At 61.2% G+C, this 17,992-nt stretch carries 16 protein-coding genes; 13 read left to right on the top strand and 3 right to left on the bottom strand.

From position 1 onward, the window contains the following. The first annotated feature begins 1 nt into the window (after window position 1). The 8 genes from folK to M1D99_RS04910 all read left to right on the top strand — a co-directional run bounded on the left by folK (window position 2) and on the right by M1D99_RS04910 (window position 11,291). Window positions 2-487: a 2-amino-4-hydroxy-6-hydroxymethyldihydropteridine diphosphokinase gene (gene folK, locus M1D99_RS04945; protein ID WP_458131459.1), complete on the top strand. Its 486-nt coding sequence runs from the start codon at window positions 2-4 to the stop codon at window positions 485-487. A gap of 373 nt (window positions 488-860) precedes the next feature. Then, window positions 861-1,661, top strand: coding sequence for a 3-methyl-2-oxobutanoate hydroxymethyltransferase (gene panB / locus M1D99_RS04940; RefSeq protein WP_186709086.1), 801 nt, complete (start codon window positions 861-863; stop codon window positions 1,659-1,661). Next, the gene (panC, locus tag M1D99_RS04935) at window positions 1,658-2,518 is read left to right on the top strand and encodes a pantoate--beta-alanine ligase (protein ID WP_458131458.1); all 861 of its coding nucleotides are present in this window, start codon (window positions 1,658-1,660) and stop codon (window positions 2,516-2,518) included. Before panB ends, panC begins: the two co-directional genes overlap by 4 nt. 372 nt (window positions 2,519-2,890) lie before the next feature. Beyond that, window positions 2,891-4,555, top strand: coding sequence for a glucose-6-phosphate isomerase (pgi, locus tag M1D99_RS04930; RefSeq protein WP_186709079.1), 1,665 nt, complete (start codon window positions 2,891-2,893; stop codon window positions 4,553-4,555). A 191-nt stretch (window positions 4,556-4,746) separates the two neighbouring features. Next, window positions 4,747-6,684 carry an acetate--CoA ligase gene (acs, locus tag M1D99_RS04925; RefSeq protein WP_458131457.1) on the top strand — a complete coding sequence of 646 codons (1,938 nt, stop codon included), beginning with the start codon at window positions 4,747-4,749 and terminating at the stop codon, window positions 6,682-6,684. Window positions 6,685-6,922: 238 nt separating this feature from the next. Continuing rightward, the gene (locus tag M1D99_RS04920; RefSeq protein ID WP_458131456.1) at window positions 6,923-7,939 is read left to right on the top strand and encodes a class I SAM-dependent rRNA methyltransferase; all 1,017 of its coding nucleotides are present in this window, start codon (window positions 6,923-6,925) and stop codon (window positions 7,937-7,939) included. Window positions 7,940-8,059: 120 nt separating this feature from the next. Next, window positions 8,060-10,993, top strand: coding sequence for a DUF748 domain-containing protein (locus M1D99_RS04915; RefSeq protein ID WP_458131455.1), 2,934 nt, complete (start codon window positions 8,060-8,062; stop codon window positions 10,991-10,993). A gap of 1 nt (window position 10,994) precedes the next feature. Next, window positions 10,995-11,291, top strand: a complete 297-nt coding sequence (locus tag M1D99_RS04910) for a DUF2845 domain-containing protein (RefSeq protein WP_186709067.1) — start codon at window positions 10,995-10,997, stop codon at window positions 11,289-11,291. A gap of 330 nt (window positions 11,292-11,621) precedes the next feature. On the opposite strand, the gene M1D99_RS04905 is transcribed toward M1D99_RS04910, so the two are convergent. Both M1D99_RS04905 and M1D99_RS04900 read right to left on the bottom strand, forming a co-directional pair. Next, window positions 11,622-11,975 carry a BON domain-containing protein gene (locus M1D99_RS04905; RefSeq protein WP_186709064.1) on the bottom strand — a complete coding sequence of 118 codons (354 nt, stop codon included), beginning with the start codon at window positions 11,973-11,975 and terminating at the stop codon, window positions 11,622-11,624. A gap of 343 nt (window positions 11,976-12,318) precedes the next feature. Next, window positions 12,319-12,741 (bottom strand): pilin, encoded by a 423-nt coding sequence (locus M1D99_RS04900; protein WP_186709061.1) that lies wholly within the window; start codon window positions 12,739-12,741, stop codon window positions 12,319-12,321. A 224-nt stretch (window positions 12,742-12,965) separates the two neighbouring features. Here M1D99_RS04900 and pilB point away from each other — a divergent pair, with 224 nt between their 5' ends. Genes pilB through yacG form a run of 5 tightly spaced genes read left to right on the top strand, consistent with a single transcriptional unit; the run spans window position 12,966 to window position 17,596 of the window. Further along, the gene (gene pilB / locus M1D99_RS04895) at window positions 12,966-14,666 is read left to right on the top strand and encodes a type IV-A pilus assembly ATPase PilB (protein ID WP_458131454.1); all 1,701 of its coding nucleotides are present in this window, start codon (window positions 12,966-12,968) and stop codon (window positions 14,664-14,666) included. 2 nt (window positions 14,667-14,668) lie between these two features. Continuing rightward, window positions 14,669-15,886, top strand: a complete 1,218-nt coding sequence (locus M1D99_RS04890; RefSeq protein WP_186730373.1) for a type II secretion system F family protein — start codon at window positions 14,669-14,671, stop codon at window positions 15,884-15,886. A gap of 1 nt (window position 15,887) precedes the next feature. Next, on the top strand, window positions 15,888-16,757 hold the full coding sequence (locus M1D99_RS04885) for a prepilin peptidase (protein WP_458131453.1): 870 nt from the start codon (window positions 15,888-15,890) through the stop codon (window positions 16,755-16,757). Window positions 16,758-16,769: 12 nt separating this feature from the next. Continuing rightward, the gene (gene coaE, locus M1D99_RS04880) at window positions 16,770-17,393 is read left to right on the top strand and encodes a dephospho-CoA kinase (RefSeq protein WP_434574291.1); all 624 of its coding nucleotides are present in this window, start codon (window positions 16,770-16,772) and stop codon (window positions 17,391-17,393) included. Then, window positions 17,390-17,596 carry a DNA gyrase inhibitor YacG gene (yacG, locus tag M1D99_RS04875; protein WP_458131452.1) on the top strand — a complete coding sequence of 69 codons (207 nt, stop codon included), beginning with the start codon at window positions 17,390-17,392 and terminating at the stop codon, window positions 17,594-17,596. Before coaE ends, yacG begins: the two co-directional genes overlap by 4 nt. Before the next feature lie 146 nt (window positions 17,597-17,742). Here yacG and M1D99_RS04870 read toward each other — a convergent pair whose 3' ends face one another. Then, a complete protein-coding gene (locus M1D99_RS04870) occupies window positions 17,743-17,958 on the bottom strand; it encodes a hypothetical protein (protein ID WP_053125334.1) in 216 nt (71 codons plus the stop codon). Between the last annotated feature and the right edge of the window lie 34 nt (window positions 17,959-17,992).

Raw genomic sequence — 17,992 nt, 5'->3', positions numbered from 1 at the left:
GATGGAACGCATCTACATCGGCATGGGCAGCAACCTCGCCGAACCCGCCGAACAATTGCGCAGCGCCGTCCAGGCGCTCGCGCAGTTGCCTGACACGCAACTGGTAGGTGTCTCGGCGTTTTATCAAAGCGATTCCCTGCTCCCCGGCCAGCCGCGCTACACCAACGCGGTGGCAGCGCTGGACAGCCGCCTGGCACCGCTGGACCTGCTCGATGCGCTGCAAGCCATCGAAACCGGACAGGGTCGCGAACGTCTCGAACGTTGGGGGCCGCGCACCTTGGACCTGGACATCCTGCTGTTCGGTGATCGCCTGATCGACGAGCCACGCCTCAAGGTTCCCCACTACCACATGCAGGCCCGGGCCTTTGTGCTCTACCCGCTGGCCGAACTGGCCCCCGCCGACCTGCGCCTGGCCGATGGGCGCCTGCTCGAGGATCTGCTTGCGGCGTGCCCATTCGTCGGCCTGGAACGCTTGCCTCCAAACTGATGCAGCCTAAGGGAGCCCCTGGCCTGAAGATGTCGACTGTTAGATCGCCTTCGCGAGCAAGCCCGCTCCCACAGTAGATCTGTGTGGTACACAAAGTTTGTGTCCGCTGAAGATCCAATGTGGGAGCGGGCTTGCTCGCGAAGAGGCCCGCAGGTCCAGCATCATCAGCAACTGCCACCCCATCCCAAGCTGAAACGCATCAGTCACCCCGGTAACACCCGGCGGTAACACATCCAATTGACTTCCCGAGTGCTCCTCACGACTATAGGCGTCCCGTCGCCGCCAACGCGGCGCTAATGGGCGTAATCCAGGCCTTACAAGCACCACGCATAGAAGGTGCGCCTGAATTCGAGCGCCTAATGAGGACTTTTTCATGCCAGCTATTACCCTGACCACGCTGCAAGGTCTCAAGCAAAAAGGTGAAAAAATCACCATGCTGACCTGCTATGACGCAACCTTCGCCCACGCCTGCAACGAGGCCGGTGTCGAAGTGCTGCTGGTGGGCGATTCCCTCGGCATGGTGCTGCAAGGTCACGACAGCACGCTGCCGGTGACCACCGCCGAGATGGCCTACCATGTGGCCGCCGTCAAACGTGGTAACACCGATGCGCTGATTCTCGCCGACCTGCCGTTCATGGCCTACGCCACCCTCGAGCAAACCATGACCAACAGCGCCATGCTGATGCAGGCCGGTGCCCACATGGTCAAGGTCGAAGGCGCGTTGTGGCTGGCCGATTCGATTCGGCTACTGGCCGAGCGAGGCATTCCAGTGTGCGCGCACCTGGGCCTGACTCCCCAAGCGGTGAATATCCTCGGCGGCTACAAGGTCCAGGGCCGCAATGAGAACCAGGCGCGGCAAATGCGCGCCGATGCGATTGCCCTGGAGCAGGCGGGCGCGGCGATGTTGCTGCTCGAATGCGTGCCCAGCGAGCTGGCTGAAGAAATCACCCATGCGGTGAAGATTCCAGTGATCGGAATCGGCGCCGGCAGCGCTACCGACGGCCAGGTACTGGTGCTGCACGACATGCTCGGATTATCGATCACCGGGCGCGTGCCCAAGTTCGTCAAGAACTTCATGGCTGGGCAAACCTCTATCCACGGCGCCTTGAGTGCCTACGTCGCTGAAGTCAAGGCGGCGACCTTCCCGGGCACCGAACACGGGTTTTCTGCATGAACACCGTCAAAACCGTACGCGAACTGCGGGCCGCCGTGGCCCGTGCCCGCGGCGAAGGCAAGCGCATTGCCTTCGTGCCAACCATGGGCAACCTGCACAGCGGGCATGTGGCGTTGGTCACCAAGGCTGCGCAACGGGCCGACTTCGTGGTGGCGAGCATTTTCGTCAACCCGCTGCAATTCGGCGCCGGCGAAGATTTGGACAAATATCCCCGCACCCTGGCGGCCGACCAGGAAAAACTGCTCCAGGCCGGCTGCCACTTGCTGTTCGCCCCCAGCGTCGAAGAGATGTACCCCGACGGCATGACCGGACAAACCCGGGTCAGCGTTCCGCAATTGTCCGAAGGCTTGTGCGGCGCCAGCCGTCCCGGGCATTTCGAGGGTGTGGCGACGGTGGTCAGCAAACTGTTCAACATGGTCCAGCCTGACCTGGCGGTGTTTGGCCAGAAAGATTTCCAGCAACTGGCGGTGATCCGCGCCCTGGTCCATGACCTGAACATGCCGATCCAGATCATCGGCGAGCCGACCGTTCGCGCCGAAGACGGCCTGGCGCTGTCGTCACGCAACGGTTTCCTCAGCCCGGACCAACGCGCCGTCGCGCCCGTGGTCTATCGCGCCCTGAACCAGATCGCCGAGGCAATCAAGCAGGGTCAGCGGGATTTCCCGGCGCTGATCGGCGCGCAGCTCAAGCAACTCGAAGCCGTCGGCCTGCGTCCCGACTATCTGGAAATCCGTCACGCCAAGACCTTGCGTCCGGCGTCGAGCGAGGACCGCGACCTGGTGATTCTGGTCGCCGCCTTCCTGGGCACCACGCGCCTGATCGACAATCTGCATCTGGATCTCGACACGCCCGCCTGAAGCCCCCTTGTGGGAGCAGGTGCCTGTGGGAGCAAAGCTTGCTCGCGATATCGGTCTGACAGTCGACATAGGCGTTGAATGTGACCGCATCGTCGCGAGCAAGCTTTGCTCCCACAAGGCTCGCCCCACAGCAATTCAGTTTGCCCGCAAGACCTCACCGCGCTTCCGTCTGTCGACCCCTTCCCATCCTCGATGTATAAAAAAGTACCGGGAACCAGTCAGACAAAGTCAAGACAGATCGCAACGCGAGGTTTACTGTAGTCGCCCTGTGTCTGGCGATCGTGTCGATGCAGTGTCCGGACGCCCACCTCGAGCCGCGCCGGAATTTTTCGTGTACAAAAGGTCGTTCAAGTAAAAAGGAAACCCGCAGCGATGGCGTATTACCGAACCCCTCATGACGTGACCGCTCTGCCAGCCTGGCAAGCGCTGAATGACCACCGCAAAGCCATGCAGGATTTCAGCATGCGCGAAGCGTTCAATGCCGATCCGCAGCGTTTCACACAATTCACCCTGTCGAGCTGCGGTCTGTTTCTCGACTACTCGAAAAACCTGATCAACGCCCAGACCCGCGACCTGCTGGTGGGCCTGGCCAACGAAGTCGACCTCAAGGGCGCGATCAAGGCGCTGTTCGAAGGCGAAATCGTCAACGCCTCGGAAAACCGCCCTGCCCTGCACACCGCCCTGCGTCGGCCGGTGGGGGACAAATTGCTGGTCAATGGCGTCAACGTGATGCCGGACGTGCACAAAGTGCTGAACCAGATCACTGACCTGGTCGGCCGCATTCACGACGGCCTGTGGCGCGGCTACACCGAAAAGCCCATCACCGACGTGGTGAACATCGGTATCGGTGGTTCCTTCCTCGGCCCGCAGTTGGTGTCCGAAGCGCTGTTGTCCTACACGCACAAAGGCGTTCGCTGCCACTACCTGGCGAACATCGACGGCAGCGAGTTCCACGAACTGACCATGAAACTGCGCGCCGAAACCACGCTGTTCATCGTCTCGTCGAAATCGTTCAACACCCTCGAAACCCTGAAGAACGCCCAGGCCGCCCGCGCCTGGTACCTGGCCCAGGGTGGTTCCGAGGCGGAGCTGTATCGCCACTTTATCGCCGTGTCGAGCAACAATGCCGCCGCCGTGGCCTTCGGCATCCGTGAAGAAAACATCTTCCCGATGTGGGACTGGGTTGGCGGGCGTTACTCGCTGTGGTCGGCCATCGGCCTGCCGATCGCCCTGGCCATCGGCATGTCGAACTTCAAGGAATTGCTCTCCGGCGCCTATTCCATGGACCAGCATTTCCAGAGCGCCCCGTTCGAGCAGAACATGCCGGTGCTGCTGGCATTGCTGGGCGTGTGGTACGGCAACTTCTGGGGCGCGCAGAGCCATGCGATCCTGCCGTACGACCACTACCTGCGTAACATCACCAAGCATTTGCAGCAATTGGACATGGAATCCAACGGCAAGAGCGTGCGCCAGGACGGTACCCCGGTGTCGACCGACACGGGCCCGGTCATCTGGGGCGGCGTTGGCTGCAACGGCCAGCACGCCTACCACCAGTTGCTGCACCAGGGCACCCAGTTGATCCCGGCCGACTTCATCGTGCCGATCGTCAGCTTCAACCCGGTTGCCGACCATCACCAGTGGCTGTACGCCAACTGCCTGTCCCAGAGCCAGGCACTGATGCTGGGCAAGACCCGCGCCGAGGCCGAAGCCGAGCTGCGGGACAAGGGCGCCAGCGAAGAAGAGGTGCAGAAACTGGCCTCCCACAAGGTGATCCCGGGCAACCGTCCGAGCAACACCCTGGTGGTCGAACGCATCAGCCCACGTCGCCTCGGCGCACTGGTGGCGCTGTATGAACACAAAGTGTTCGTGCAGAGCGTGGTCTGGGGCATCAACGCCTTCGACCAATGGGGCGTGGAGCTGGGCAAGGAACTGGGCAAGGGCGTCTACAACCGCCTGGTAGGCAGCGAAGAAAACCCGGCCGAAGACGCCTCGACCCAAGGCTTGATCAACTACTTCCGCGGGCGTCATCGCGGCTGATCCCTGGGTTTGCATTCCTCCTGTGGGAGCGGGCTTGCTCGCGAAGACGGTGTGTCAGTTGCCATTAATGTGTCTGACACACCGCTTTCGCGAGCAAGCCCGCTCCCACACGGGCTCCATGAACAACTTGAACTGAATATTCACTGGGCGCATCTTTATATCTTGTCGCAAAACAAGAATAAGGAACCGTCATGTTCGATATCAGCCAGTACCCCCACGCCGATGCCGTCCGCCGGGCTGCGCAACTGAGTCAGGACGAGTACAAGCGGCTCTACAAGGAATCCATCGAACACCCCAGCGCCTTCTGGGCCGAGCAGGCCACGCGCTTTCTCGACTGGATGACGCCCTGGCAAACCGTCCAGCGCTATGACCTCAAGAATGGCGACGCGACCTGGTTCGCCGGCGGCAAGCTGAACGTCAGCGCCAATTGCATCGACCGTCACCTGGACACACGGGGCGACCAGATCGCGATCATCTGGGAAGGCGACGACCCTGCCGAATCGGCACAAATTACCTACAAGAAACTCCACCATCATGTCTGCCGCCTGGCCAACGTGCTGAAAAGCCGTGGCGTGAAGAAAGGCGATCGGGTCTGCATCTACATGCCGATGATCCCCGAGGCCGCCTACGCCATGCTCGCCTGCACCCGCATCGGCGCGGTGCATTCGGTGGTGTTCGGCGGCTTCTCGCCGGACTCCCTGCGCGACCGGATTCTCGACGCCGATTGCCGCACCGTGATCACCGCTGACGAAGGTGTACGCGGCGGGCGCTTCATACCGCTCAAGCGCAACGTCGACAAGGCCCTGGAAAGCTGCCCGAACGTCAGCACCGTGCTGGTGGTCGAGCGCACCCAGGGCGAAGTGGACTGGGTGGAAGGTCGTGACCTCTGGTATCACCAGGCCATGCACGACATCAGCGACGATTGCCCGCCCGAACCGATGGACGCCGAAGACCCGCTGTTCATCCTCTACACCTCAGGCAGTACCGGCAAACCCAAGGGCGTGCTGCACACTACCGGCGGCTATCTGCTGCAAGCGGCGATGACGTTCAGGTACGTGCTCGACTACCGCGACAACGAGGTGTTCTGGTGCACCGCCGACGTCGGCTGGGTCACCGGCCACAGCTACATTGTCTATGGCCCGCTGGCGAACGGCGCCACCACGCTGATCTTCGAGGGCGTGCCGAGCCACCCCACCAGTTCGCGTTTCTGGCAAGTGATCGACAAGCATCAGGTCAACATCTTCTACACCGCGCCGACCGCCCTGCGCGCGTTGATGCGTGAAGGAGCCGGACCGTTGCAGGAAACGTCCCGCAAAAGCCTGCGATTGCTCGGCAGCGTCGGCGAGCCGATCAACCCGGAGGCGTGGGAATGGTATTTCAACGTGGTCGGCGAACAGCGCTGCCCGATTGTCGATACTTGGTGGCAGACCGAAACCGGCGGCATCATGCTCAGCCCGTTGGTCAGTGCCCCACGGCTCAAGCCAGGCTGCGCCACACGGCCGATGTTCGGCGTGCAACCGGTCTTGCTGGATGAGGTGGGCAAGGAAATCAACGGTGCCGGCAGCGGTGTGCTGGCGATCAAATCCAGTTGGCCGGGGCAGATCCGCAGTGTCTACGGCGACCATCAACGCATGGTCGACACCTACTTCAAGCCCTACCCGGGTTATTACTTCACCGGTGACGGCGCGCGCCGCGACGAAGACGGCGACTACTGGATCACCGGGCGCATCGACGATGTGATCAACGTCTCCGGGCATCGCATTGGCACCGCCGAGGTGGAAAGCGCCCTGGTGTTGCATGACAGCATCGCCGAAGCCGCCGTGGTCGGTTACCCCCACGACCTCAAGGGCCAGGGCATCTATGCGTTTGTCACGCCGATGAACGGTGTGGAGGCCAATGATGAGCTGAAGAAGGAATTGTTGGCTCACGTCAGCAAGGAAATCGGCAGCTTCGCCAAGCCGGAGCTGATCCAGTGGGCGCCGGCGTTGCCCAAGACCCGCTCGGGCAAGATCATGCGGCGCATCCTGCGCAAGATCGCCTGCAACGAACTCGACAGCCTTGGCGACACCTCGACCCTGGCCGATCCAAGCGTGGTGGAGGGGTTGATCGACAAACGCCTGAATTGCTAGGCCAAACGACTCGATTGCCCTGGTGCATCGAGTCCTTGCGCCGCTGGACTGTGGGAGCAAAGCTTGCTCGCGAAACAGGCACCTCGATTTCTGAGAGACCGCGTTACCTGCATCGCGGGCAAGCCTTGCTCCCACAAAGCCCCAGGCCACAGAGGTACTTGGCTCACATCTGTATGCAATACCCAAGTATCCATAACTGCTAAACTCCCGCGCCTCATTTCTCTAAGGCGCGCCCGGCATGTCTTCCTTGAATCAGGCGCTGCGCGCCGCCCTCGACCAGCGCCAGGAACTGCTCGGCCAACTGCACCAGCAAGGCACCGACTGCTATCGCCTGTTCCATGGCAGCCAGGAAGGCGCGCCCGGCCTGACCATCGACCGCTATGGCCCGCAACTGCTGGTGCAGAGCTTCCACCAGTCGCTGGAACGCGACGACCTGCTGCAATTGCACGGCATCATCAACGAACGCCTGGGCCTGGAGACCCTGTTGGTCTACAACGACCGCGCCCGGGGCAATTCCCGCATCGACCGCCAGGACACCGTCTATCAGGCGGACGAAGCCGCCCTGCAAGACCTGGTCGGGCATGAGTGGGGCTTGAATTATCGCGTCCGCGGCCGCCATGCCGGGCAGGATCCACTGCTGTTCCTCGACCTGCGCAACGCCCGGGGCTGGGTCAAGGCACACAGCCGCGGCAAAAGCGTGTTGAACCTGTTTGCCTACACCTGCGGCGTCGGCCTGAGCGCCGCCGCGGGTGGCGCGCGTGAAGTGTGCAACCTGGACTTCGCCGAAGGCAACCTGGCGGTGGGCCGTGAAAACGGCCTGCTCAACCCCGATTTGCAGCCCATGGAATTCGTGCAGTCGGATTACTTCCCGGCGATTCGCCAATTGGCCGGCCTGCCCATCAGCCAGCGTCGCGGGCAAAAACTGCCCAGCTATGTGCGCCTGGAGCAACGCCAGTACGACCTGGTGCTCCTCGACCCACCGGCCTGGGCCAAAAGTGCGTTCGGCACCGTCGATCTGTTGCGCGACTACCAAAGCCTGCTGAAACCGGCGCTGCTCACCACCGCTGACAATGGTGTGCTGATCTGCTGCAACAACCTGGCAAAAGTGCCCATGGATGACTGGCGCGAGCAGGTGTTGCGCTGTGCGGAAAAAGCCGGCCGCCCGGTGCGCGACTGGAGCGTGCTGACCCCAGGCAGCGATTTCCCCTCCCTGGATCAGCAACCGCCGCTCAAGACGCTGATCCTCCAGCTCTAGGCCCCGGACTGAATTCTCACAGGGAAACCAGATAAATCTCATAAATCACAGTGGCTTCGGAACCGTAAACGCATGCCATACTCCAAGGCACTCCGAATTCACACCTAGATGAAGCCGCACATGCCCAAAGGATTGATTCGCGCTATCGGCGCCCTGTTGACCGCACTGGCCCTCTACAGTCTGTTGGGTTTCCTGATTCTGCCAGGCATTGCCTTGCGCATCGCCAACCAGCAATTGGCCGCCCTTGCGACAGTACCGGCCCAGATCCAGCGCATCGAACTCAATCCCTTCAGCCTTGAAGTCACCCTCTGGGGCTTGAACATCGGCGAACCGGGCAAAGAGCAAGTCGGCTTCGAACGGCTGTACGCCAATTTGCAACTCGACAGCCTGTGGTCCGGCGCCTTGCACCTGGTCGACATTGAACTGGACAAGCCCAAGACCGAAGTCGTGTTCACCAAGGACGGTCAGTTGAACCTACTGGGCCTGTTCAAGTTACCGGCCAGCGAACCGACGCCCGCCGATCCCGAGGCCAAACCTTTTCCGCTGCGGGTCGATCGAATCAAGTTGGCTGGCGGTTACGTGCATTTCCAGGACCTGCGTCCCAGCGAGCCCATCGAGTTCCTGTACGACACCCTCGATTTCGAGCTGAAGAACCTCAGCACCCTGCCCGACGACAACGCCGACATGACCTTGGTGGCCGCCGGCCCCGAGGGCGGGCAGATCGACTGGACCGGCAATTTCAGCCTCTCGCCAATTGCTTCCCAGGGTACGCTCAAAGTCACTGGTGGCCAGATGAAAGCCTGGTGGCCCTACGTGCGCGACGCGGTGCCGCTGGTGTTGGAAAACGGCGTCCTGAACCTCAGCACCGACTACAAGCTCAACTTGGCCAAAGGCACCGAACTGCTGCTCAACAATGTCGCGGTCAGTGTCGCTCCCTTCGCCATCAAGGCCCCCGATGGCCGTCCATTGGTGAAACTCGAGCGCCTGGATGTCAGCGAAACCACGGTAGACCTGGCCAAGCAGCAAGTGGTGGTGGGCAAGATCCGTAGCCAGAAGCTGGAAACCTGGGCCGCTCGCGAGGCAGACGGGCAGCTGGACTGGCAGAAACTCTTCGCCAGCCAGCCGGCCAAACCGCAGGTCAAGGCTGAACCGGCATCCGCCCCGGCGGCAGCCGACTCGCCAAAACCTGAACCGGCACCACCGAGCAAACCGTGGCAGGTGCTGTTGAAGGACGTGCAACTGCGCGACTATCAAGTGCACCTGGCCGACCGTCAGGCGCAGCCCGCCGTGGCACTGGAAGTCGGCCCACTGAACCTCGACCTGCAGAACTACGACACCCTCAACGGCTCGCCCTTTACCCTCAAGCTCGACACCGGTTTGGGCAAACAGGGCAAGATCCTGGCCGACGGCGAGGTCAACCTCAACCCGATCAGCGCCAGGCTCAAGGTCAAGACGCAGGACATCGACCTGCGCGTCGCCCAGGCGTACATCAACCCGTTCATTCGCCTGGAGCTGCGCTCCGGGATGCTCGGCAGCGACCTGACGGTCGACCTCAAGAGCACCGAGCCATTGGCCTTTGCCATCACTGGCCGCGCCCAGGTCGACCAGTTGCACACCCTCGACACCCTCAAGACCCGTGATTTCCTCAAGTGGCAGAAGCTGGTTCTCGAAGGCCTCAACTATCAGCACGGCGACAGCCTGTCCATCGACAAGGTCAACCTGTTCCAGCCTTACGCGCGGTTCATGATCAATGACGACCGCACCACCAACGTCGATGACCTGCTGATTCCGCAACCGGCCGACAGTGGCGCGAAGAACACCGCGGCCAAACCGGCGGCCCAGGAAAAACCGCTGGGCATCCACATCGGCGGCGTCGCCATCAATGACGGTTCGGCCAACTTCGCCGACTTCAGCCCCACGCCCAACTTCGCCACGGCCATCCAGCAACTCAATGGCCAGATCGGCACCATCGACAGCCGCCAGGCCAAACCGGCCAGCGTGGACATCAAGGGCAAGGTCGACCGTTACGCGCCGGTCACCATCAAGGGCGCGGTCAACCCTTTCGATCCGATGGCCAGCCTAGACATCGCCACCAGCTTCAAGCGGGTCGAGCTGACTACCCTGACGCCCTACTCCGGCAAGTTCGCTGGCTATCGCATCCGCAAGGGTCGACTCAATCTCGACCTGCATTACCGCATCACCAAGGGCCAGCTCCAGGCGGACAACAAAGTGGTGGTCGAGCAATTGCAGTTGGGGGAAAAAGTCGACAGCCCGGACGCCGTGAGCCTGCCGCTGAAACTGGCCATCGCGTTGCTCAAGGACTCCGAGGGCAAGATCTCCATCGAACTGCCGGTCAGCGGCAACCTCAACGATCCACAATTCAGCGTCATGCCGATCGTCTGGCAGACCCTGCGCAACCTGGTGGTCCGCGCGGCCCAGGCGCCGTTCAAGCTCATTGGTGGCCTGGTGGCCGGCGGCGGTTCGGAAGACCTGGGCAGCGTCGCATTTGCGCCGGGCTCCAGCGACCTGAGCAAGGATAACGAAGGCACGCTGCTCAAACTCTCCGAAGCCTTGGCCAAACGGCCCGAGCTGCGCCTGGAGATCGAGGGTACCGCCGCCGAAAGCAGCGACGGGCCATTGCTCGCGGCCCAGCGGCTGGAGCGCGAATACCAGTACAACTACTACAAGATGCTCCAGCGTCGGGGTGACAAGGTTCCGGCCCAGGCTTCGCTGATAGAGGTGCCCGAGGATGAAAAGGCACCGCTGCTCGAAGGCATCTACCGCACGCGCCTAAAGACCCAGCCGCCGGCCGAATGGACGCAACTGGATAAAACGGCGCGCATCGAGAAACTGCGCGAAGGCGTGATCAAGTTCTGGAGCGGCAGCGACGTGCTGTTGCGCCAACTGGGACAGGAACGGGCCAGCAGCATCAAGGATTTCCTGGTGGACAAAGGTCAGTTGGCTGACGACCGCGTGTATTTCATCGACGCCAGCCTCGGCCAGGCCGAAAGCGATGGCCGGGTGGTCACGCCTATGCATCTGGATGCCGAATAAGATGAAACCCTGGTACGGGCTCGGCCTGGGTCTATTGCTCGCCGCCGGCCAGGCATCGGCGGCCACCACGCTGCGCTGCGGCAACCAGTTGATCAGCGTCGGCGACCGCTTGAGCGAAGTGCTGCAGAAGTGCGGACAGCCTGCGGCGCGGGATGACTTGGGCTACAAGCGCAGCGTCAATCGCCGGGAAGAATACCCGGTGGAAGAATTGACCTACGGCCCCAACAACGGCATGTATCAGTACCTGCGTTTCGAGGGCAATCGGCTGGTGGAGATCACCAGCAAGCGGGGGCGGTGACCGGGCCGCTACACAATCAGCAGCATATGAGTTGATCGTGCTGCCGCCTTCGCGAGCAAGCCCGCTCCCACAGTGGATCGCATTTTTCCTGAAGAAACTCGGTTCACTGTGGGAGCGGGCTTGCTCGCGAAAAGGGCAACTCGGTCTCCCTGGCTGCCCAGCCCCATATACATTTTCCACCCTGAAATAGAACAGGCCCCCGACACGAATGCCGGAGGCCTGTAATGGCCACATCCCTATGGCCTTTCGCATGAACTCCAAAGCAACGGCAAGCGTATGACTCAGCCCGCTTGCCGTGCCTTCTCCCAGTCCAGGCGAGAAGTCTTGGCCTTACTCGGCCTTCAGGCCGTCAGCCGATACGTCCTTGACGCCCTTGATTTTCTTGGCGATTGCCACAGCGGTGTCTTTTTGTGCTTCAGTGACTTTGGTCATCGAAGACAGGGACACAACACCTTTATTGGTTTCGACTTTGATATCTGTGCCTGGAATGCCTTTTTCAGTGACTAGGTCAGCTTTGACCTTGGTGGTGATCCAGGTATCGGAAACGTCTTCTTTGGCCTCTGTCACTTCGCCTGCAGCCAGCATCATTGGCGCCTGAGTCGCTTGGGTGGTCTCGGCGAATGCGCTAGCCATGGTCAGGGTCAGAGCGGTAGCAGCGGCGGCAGTGATAGCGAACTTCTTCATACGAGTAACTCCTGTTTTTCTCAGAAACCGCCGGAGATGAATCCCGGCAGGGTTAACAGGAGTAGTGCGAAGGCTGTGCCAGTTTTGAAACATTTATAAATTGCTTATGAATCAGCAGGTTAAGCGAAGCGGCGATTTTGGCGATCATGCAAAATGCATGAGCCGCCGATTTTCGACATGCAACTTGCGGGTTTTAGCCTCTTTCTAAGCTTCTGAATTGCGAAGGGTTTTCTGTGGCGAGGGAGCTTGCTCCCGCTGGGCTGCGTAGCAGCCCTTTTGTTGGCCATACGGCGCAAGCAATCTCGCGCCGCGGTCACGGACTAAACCTCAGTGGATAGGATAATCAAGGAGCAACCGCCACTGTGCAGCCACCTGCGGGCAAAAACTCTTCAGCAACATTGGAAGAGCAGCTCCAGGTACCTGTCCCGGCACGACTGAGGATGATCGTTTTACCTACGATGGAAGAAGGCGCTTCCTTTATGGTGCAAGTGACGCTGGCCGTCCCTGCAGCAGCATCACCTGAAACAGACATCGTGCAGTTGTTGCTCGACGCCGGTACGCCCGTATTGGCAGCCGTTGGAGTGGTCCCTTTATTCAAGAGGTCTTCCACCGGCACCTTCAACGAAGAAGCTTCTGCCAGCCCAACCGTCACCTTCGCCCGCGCCTGGTACTTGGAATACTGCGGCAACGCAAACGTCGCCAGAATGCCGATGATCGCCACGACGATCAGCAGCTCGATCAGCGTAAAGCCCTTTTGCTTGTTCATAGACATCTCCCATGCATGAGTCGAAATCTCATGACCTGAAATCGCCATTGCAGGGCACATGCCAACCCTCAAGCCCCATCAATAAAGGGTGTCGATCCCGCACAACGGCGACGTCCTACCTCAACAACCGCACTATCTGACGTTTTTTGTCACCCCGGCCCGCTGGTTTGGCGTGGATGCTTGACTAGGCTATAAGTCATGAACTGTCCGCGTCCGGTATTCCCATGAATGACATCGCCCTCAGCGGCCTGACCAAGCAATTGGTGCTGGCCGAACTGCTCACCGAGCAAAGTGCGCAACAGGCGTATCAACAGGCCCAACGCAGCCGCATCCCCCTGGTCAGCTACCTGGTGCAGAACAAACTGGTCCAGAGCCGCCAGATCGCGGAAATCGCCTCGGAGCATTTCGGCGTGGCCCTGCTGGACCTCAACAGCCTGGACAAGGAAGCCCAACCCACCGGCCTGGTCAGCGAAAAACTGGTGCGTCAGCACCACGCCCTGCCGCTGTGGCGGCGAGGCAACAAGCTGTACGTGGGCATCTCCGACCCGACCAATCACCAGGCCATCAACGACATCCAGTTCAGCACCGGCCTGACCACCGAAGCCATCCTGGTGGAGGACGACAAGCTCAGCGACGCCATCGAAAAATTCTTCGAATCCAGTAGCACCGGCCTGGAAGGCATGGGCGACGTCGACCTCGATGGCCTGGACATCGAATCAATCGACGACACCAAGCAGGACGCCATCGGCGGCCAGGACACCGATGACGCGCCCGTGGTGCGCTTCGTCAACAAGATGTTGCTGGACGCGATCAAGGGCGGCTCTTCCGACCTGCATTTCGAACCCTACGAAAAAACCTACCGGGTGCGGGTGCGCACCGACGGCATGCTGCGGGAAGTGGCCAAGCCGCCGATCCAATTGGCGACCCGCATCGCCGCCCGCCTGAAGGTCATGGCCAGCCTCGATATTTCCGAGCGGCGCAAACCCCAGGACGGCCGGCTGAAAATGCGCCTGTCGAAAACCAAGTCCATCGACTTCCGGGTCAACACCCTGCCCACACTCTGGGGCGAAAAAGTGGTGATCCGGATCCTCGACCCGTCCAGCGCGCAAATGGGCATCGATGCCCTGGGCTACGAGCCGGATCAGAAAGACCTGTACATGACCGCCCTCAAGCAACCGCAAGGGCTGATCCTGGTCACCGGCCCGACCGGCTCGGGCAAGACCGTGTCGCTGTACACCGGACTGAACATCCTCAACACCGTGGACATCAACATTTCCACCGCCGAAGACCCGGTGGAAATCAACATGGAAGGCATCAACCAGGTCAACGTGAACCCACGCCAGGGGCTGGACTTCGCCCAGGCCCTGCGCTCGTTCCTGCGCCAGGACCCGGACGTGATCATGGTCGGCGAGATCCGCGACCTGGAAACCGCCGAGATCGCCATCAAGGCCGCCCAGACCGGGCACCTGGTGCTGTCCACCCTGCACACCAACAGCGCCGCCGAAACCTTGATCCGCTTGCAGAACATGGGCATTCCGGGGTTCAACATCGCCACCGCCGTGCACCTGATCATCGCCCAGCGGCTGGCGCGCAAGCTGTGCAGCCACTGCAAGAGGGCCATCGAGATTCCCGAGGAAACCTTGCTCAAGGAAGGTTTCCCCCGGGAACGCATCGGCACATTCACGATCTATGAGCCGGTCGGTTGCGAACAGTGCAACCACGGTTACAAAGGGCGCGTGGGGGTTTACGAAGTGGTCAAGAACACGCCCGAGCTGCAACGGTTGATCATGGCCGAGGGCAACTCGCTGGAAATCGATCTGCAGATGCGCAACGACGGCTTCAATGACCTGCGCGCATCGGGGCTGCTCAAAGTGATGCAGGGCGTCACCAGCCTCGAAGAAATCAACCGGGTCACCAAGGATTGAACATGGCGGTCAAGGCAGTCAAAACCGATGTGTACACCTGGGAAGGCAAGGACCGCAAAGGCACGAAAATGACCGGTGAGCTGACGGGCCAGAGCCCGGCCCTGGTCAAGGCACAACTGCGCAAGCAAGGCATCAACCCGGAGAAGGTCCGCAAGAAATCCACCTCGATATTCAGCAAGGGCAAGCGCATCAAGCCGCTGGACATCGCCCTCTTCACCCGCCAGATGGCCACGATGCTCAAGGCTGGCGTACCGCTGCTGCAAGCGTTCGACATCATCGGCGAGGGCTTCGACAACCCCAACATGCGCAAACTGGTGGATACGGTGAAGCAGGAAGTTGCCGCCGGCAACAGCTTCGCCGCCTCGCTGCGCAAATGTCCGCAGTACTTCGACGAGCTGTATTGCAACCTGGTGGACGCCGGTGAACAGGCCGGTGCCCTGGATACGCTGCTGGACCGGGTCGCGACCTACAAGGAAAAGAGCGAAGCCCTCAAGGCCAAGATCAAGAAAGCCATGACTTACCCGACGGCGGTGATACTCGTCGCAGCGGTGGTCACGGGCATCCTGCTGGTCAAGGTGGTGCCGCAGTTCGAATCGGTCTTCTCCGGGTTCGGGGCGCAGCTGCCGGCCTTCACGGTGATGGTCATCGGCCTGTCGGAGCTCATGCAGGAGTGGTGGTGGATGCTGCTGGGCGGTTTGGCCGGGGCGTTTTTCGGGGTGAAATATGCCCTCAAGCGGTCCCAGGCGTTTCGTGACTGGCGGGACAAATGGCTACTCAAGCTCCCCTTGATCGGCACCTTGATGTACAAGTCCGCGGTGGCTCGCTTTGCCCGCACGCTCTCGACCACCTTCGCCGCCGGCGTGCCGCTGGTCGAAGCCCTCGATTCGGTGTCGGGCGCCACCGGCAACGTGGTATTCAAGCGCGCCGTGCAGCGCATCCGCCAGGACGTCTCCACCGGCATGCAGTTGAATTTTTCCATGCGCGCGTCGGGGATCTTTCCGAACCTGGCCATCCAGATGACCGCCATCGGCGAGGAATCCGGCGCACTGGACGACATGCTCGACAAGGTCGCGAGCTTTTATGAGGCCGAAGTGGACAATCTGGTGGACAACCTCACCAGCCTGATGGAACCCTTCATCATGGTGATCCTGGGGATCGTCGTCGGTGGCCTGGTGGTTGCCATGTACTTGCCCATCTTTCAACTCGGCTCTGCGATCTGACATGCCCTTGAGCGAATTTTTCGTGCTGTATCCCCTGGCTTTCGTGCTCGTTGCGGCATTGCTCGGCCTGATCATCGGCAGCTTCCTCAACGTGCTGGTGTGGCGCCTGCCGAAGATGCTCGACCGCGAATGGCGCTTGCAAGCCCACGATTTGCTGGGCCTGCCGGCTGAGGCCCCGGGGCCGGTCTATAACCTGATGTTGCCCCACTCCCAGTGCCCGCACTGCGACCATCGCATCCGCGCCTGGGAAAACATCCCCGTGCTCAGCTACGTGATGTTGCGCGGCCGCTGTTCGAGCTGCGCCGCGCCCATTGGCAAGCGTTACCCCCTGACCGAAGTGGCCTGCGGCGCGTTGTCGGCGTTCGTCGCCTGGCATTTCGGCTTTGGCTGGCAGGCCGGCATGGTGATGGTGTTGACCTGGGGCCTGCTGGGCATGAGCCTGATCGACGCCGAGCACCAATTGCTGCCCGATACCTTGGTGCTGCCGTTGTTGTGGCTGGGCTTGATCGTCAACAGCTTCGGCCTGTTCGTTCCCTTGGACCAGGCGATGTGGGGCGCGGTGGTCGGCTACCTGGCGCTGTGGTCGGTGTTCTGGGTGTTCAAGCTGATCACCGGCAAGGAAGGCATGGGCTACGGGGACTTCAAGCTGCTGGCAATGCTGGGCGCCTGGGGCGGTTGGCAAATCCTGCCGCTGACGCTGCTCTTGTCGTCGCTGGTGGGCGCCGTTATCGGGGTCATTGTGCTGCGCCTGCGTGACGCTCCCGGGTCGACACAAATTCCCTTTGGGCCTTATCTGGCCATTGCCGGCTGGATTGCCTTGCTCTGGGGTGGTCAAATAACCGACTTCTACTGGCGGTCTGTCGGTTTCTAATGTCGATCTTTTATGAATAACCCTTTGGAAAAACCCTGGATCCTCGGCCTGACCGGCGGCATCGGCAGCGGCAAGAGCGCGGCGGCCCAGCATTTTATCGATCTGGGTGTGCACGCCGTCGACGCCGATCACGCCGCACGCTGGGTGGTCGAGCCCGGGCGCCCGGCGCTGGCGAAAATCGCCGAACACTTCGGCCCAGGCGTATTACAGGCCGACGGCGCCCTGGACCGTGCGGCGCTGCGCAAGCTGATTTTCGAGCAGGCCGAGGAACGCCGCTGGCTCGAAGCACTGCTGCATCCGTTGATCGCCGAGGAAATCGCCCATCACCTGGCCCAGGCACAATCGCCCTACGCGATCCTGGTGTCGCCTCTGCTGATCGAGTCAGGCCAGTACGCCATGACCCAGCGGATCCTGGTGATCGACGCGCCAGAACAACTGCAGATCGAACGTACCTTACAGCGCGACCAGACCAGCGAGCAGCAGGTCCAAGCGATCCTCAAGGCCCAATCCAGCCGCCAGGATCGCCTGAGCCATGCCGACGACGTGGTGGTCAACGACCGCGACCTCGCCTGGCTGCACAGCGAGGTCGAGCGCCTGCATCACTTTTACCTTACTTTGCGTGGAGGCCAATCATGAGCCAAACCCCAACCGTTGATTGTCCAACCTGTGGCGCCCCCGTGGAATGGAGCCCGGAGAGCAAATTCCGGCCGTTCTGTTCCGACCGCTGCAAACTGATCGACCTGGGAGCCTGGGCGTCGGAAGAACACAAGATCCCCGTGGCCCCGGACGCCGAGGATGAGTTGTTCAGCGAAGACTTCGAGCCTCGCTCCCATCACTAAGGCCCGGTCTGAATCATTGTGGCGAGGGAGCTTGGTCCCGCTGGGGCGCGTAGCGTCCCCCAAAAAACGATGAGTGCTTCGCACTCAAGCGGGAGCAAGCTCCCTCGCCACAGGCTCATTGTCATCTCAGGTAAAGGAGTTATCCCCTAAGGCCGCATGAAACCGTAATCCTGTTCATCGTCGAGGTTTTCCGCCAGGAAACTCAACTCGTCGGCCAGGTCTTCAGCGCTGCGCACGGTCTTGCTCTGCTGCACGATGGCACTGAGCAAGGCACGCAGGCTCAAGCCCGGGTCGAAACCGATCTCCATTGCGGCATCGTGGCTACGCCTGATCTCTTGTCTGGCCCACTCATAAACACTCATGGTTGTGCTCCTGGAAGTTTTCCAGAGCATGAAG

The organism is Pseudomonas sp. R3-41, from assembly GCF_054161485.1.
Note: the sequence above shows the minus strand (reverse complement) of the source record. Positions and strands in the feature narration are given on the sequence as shown.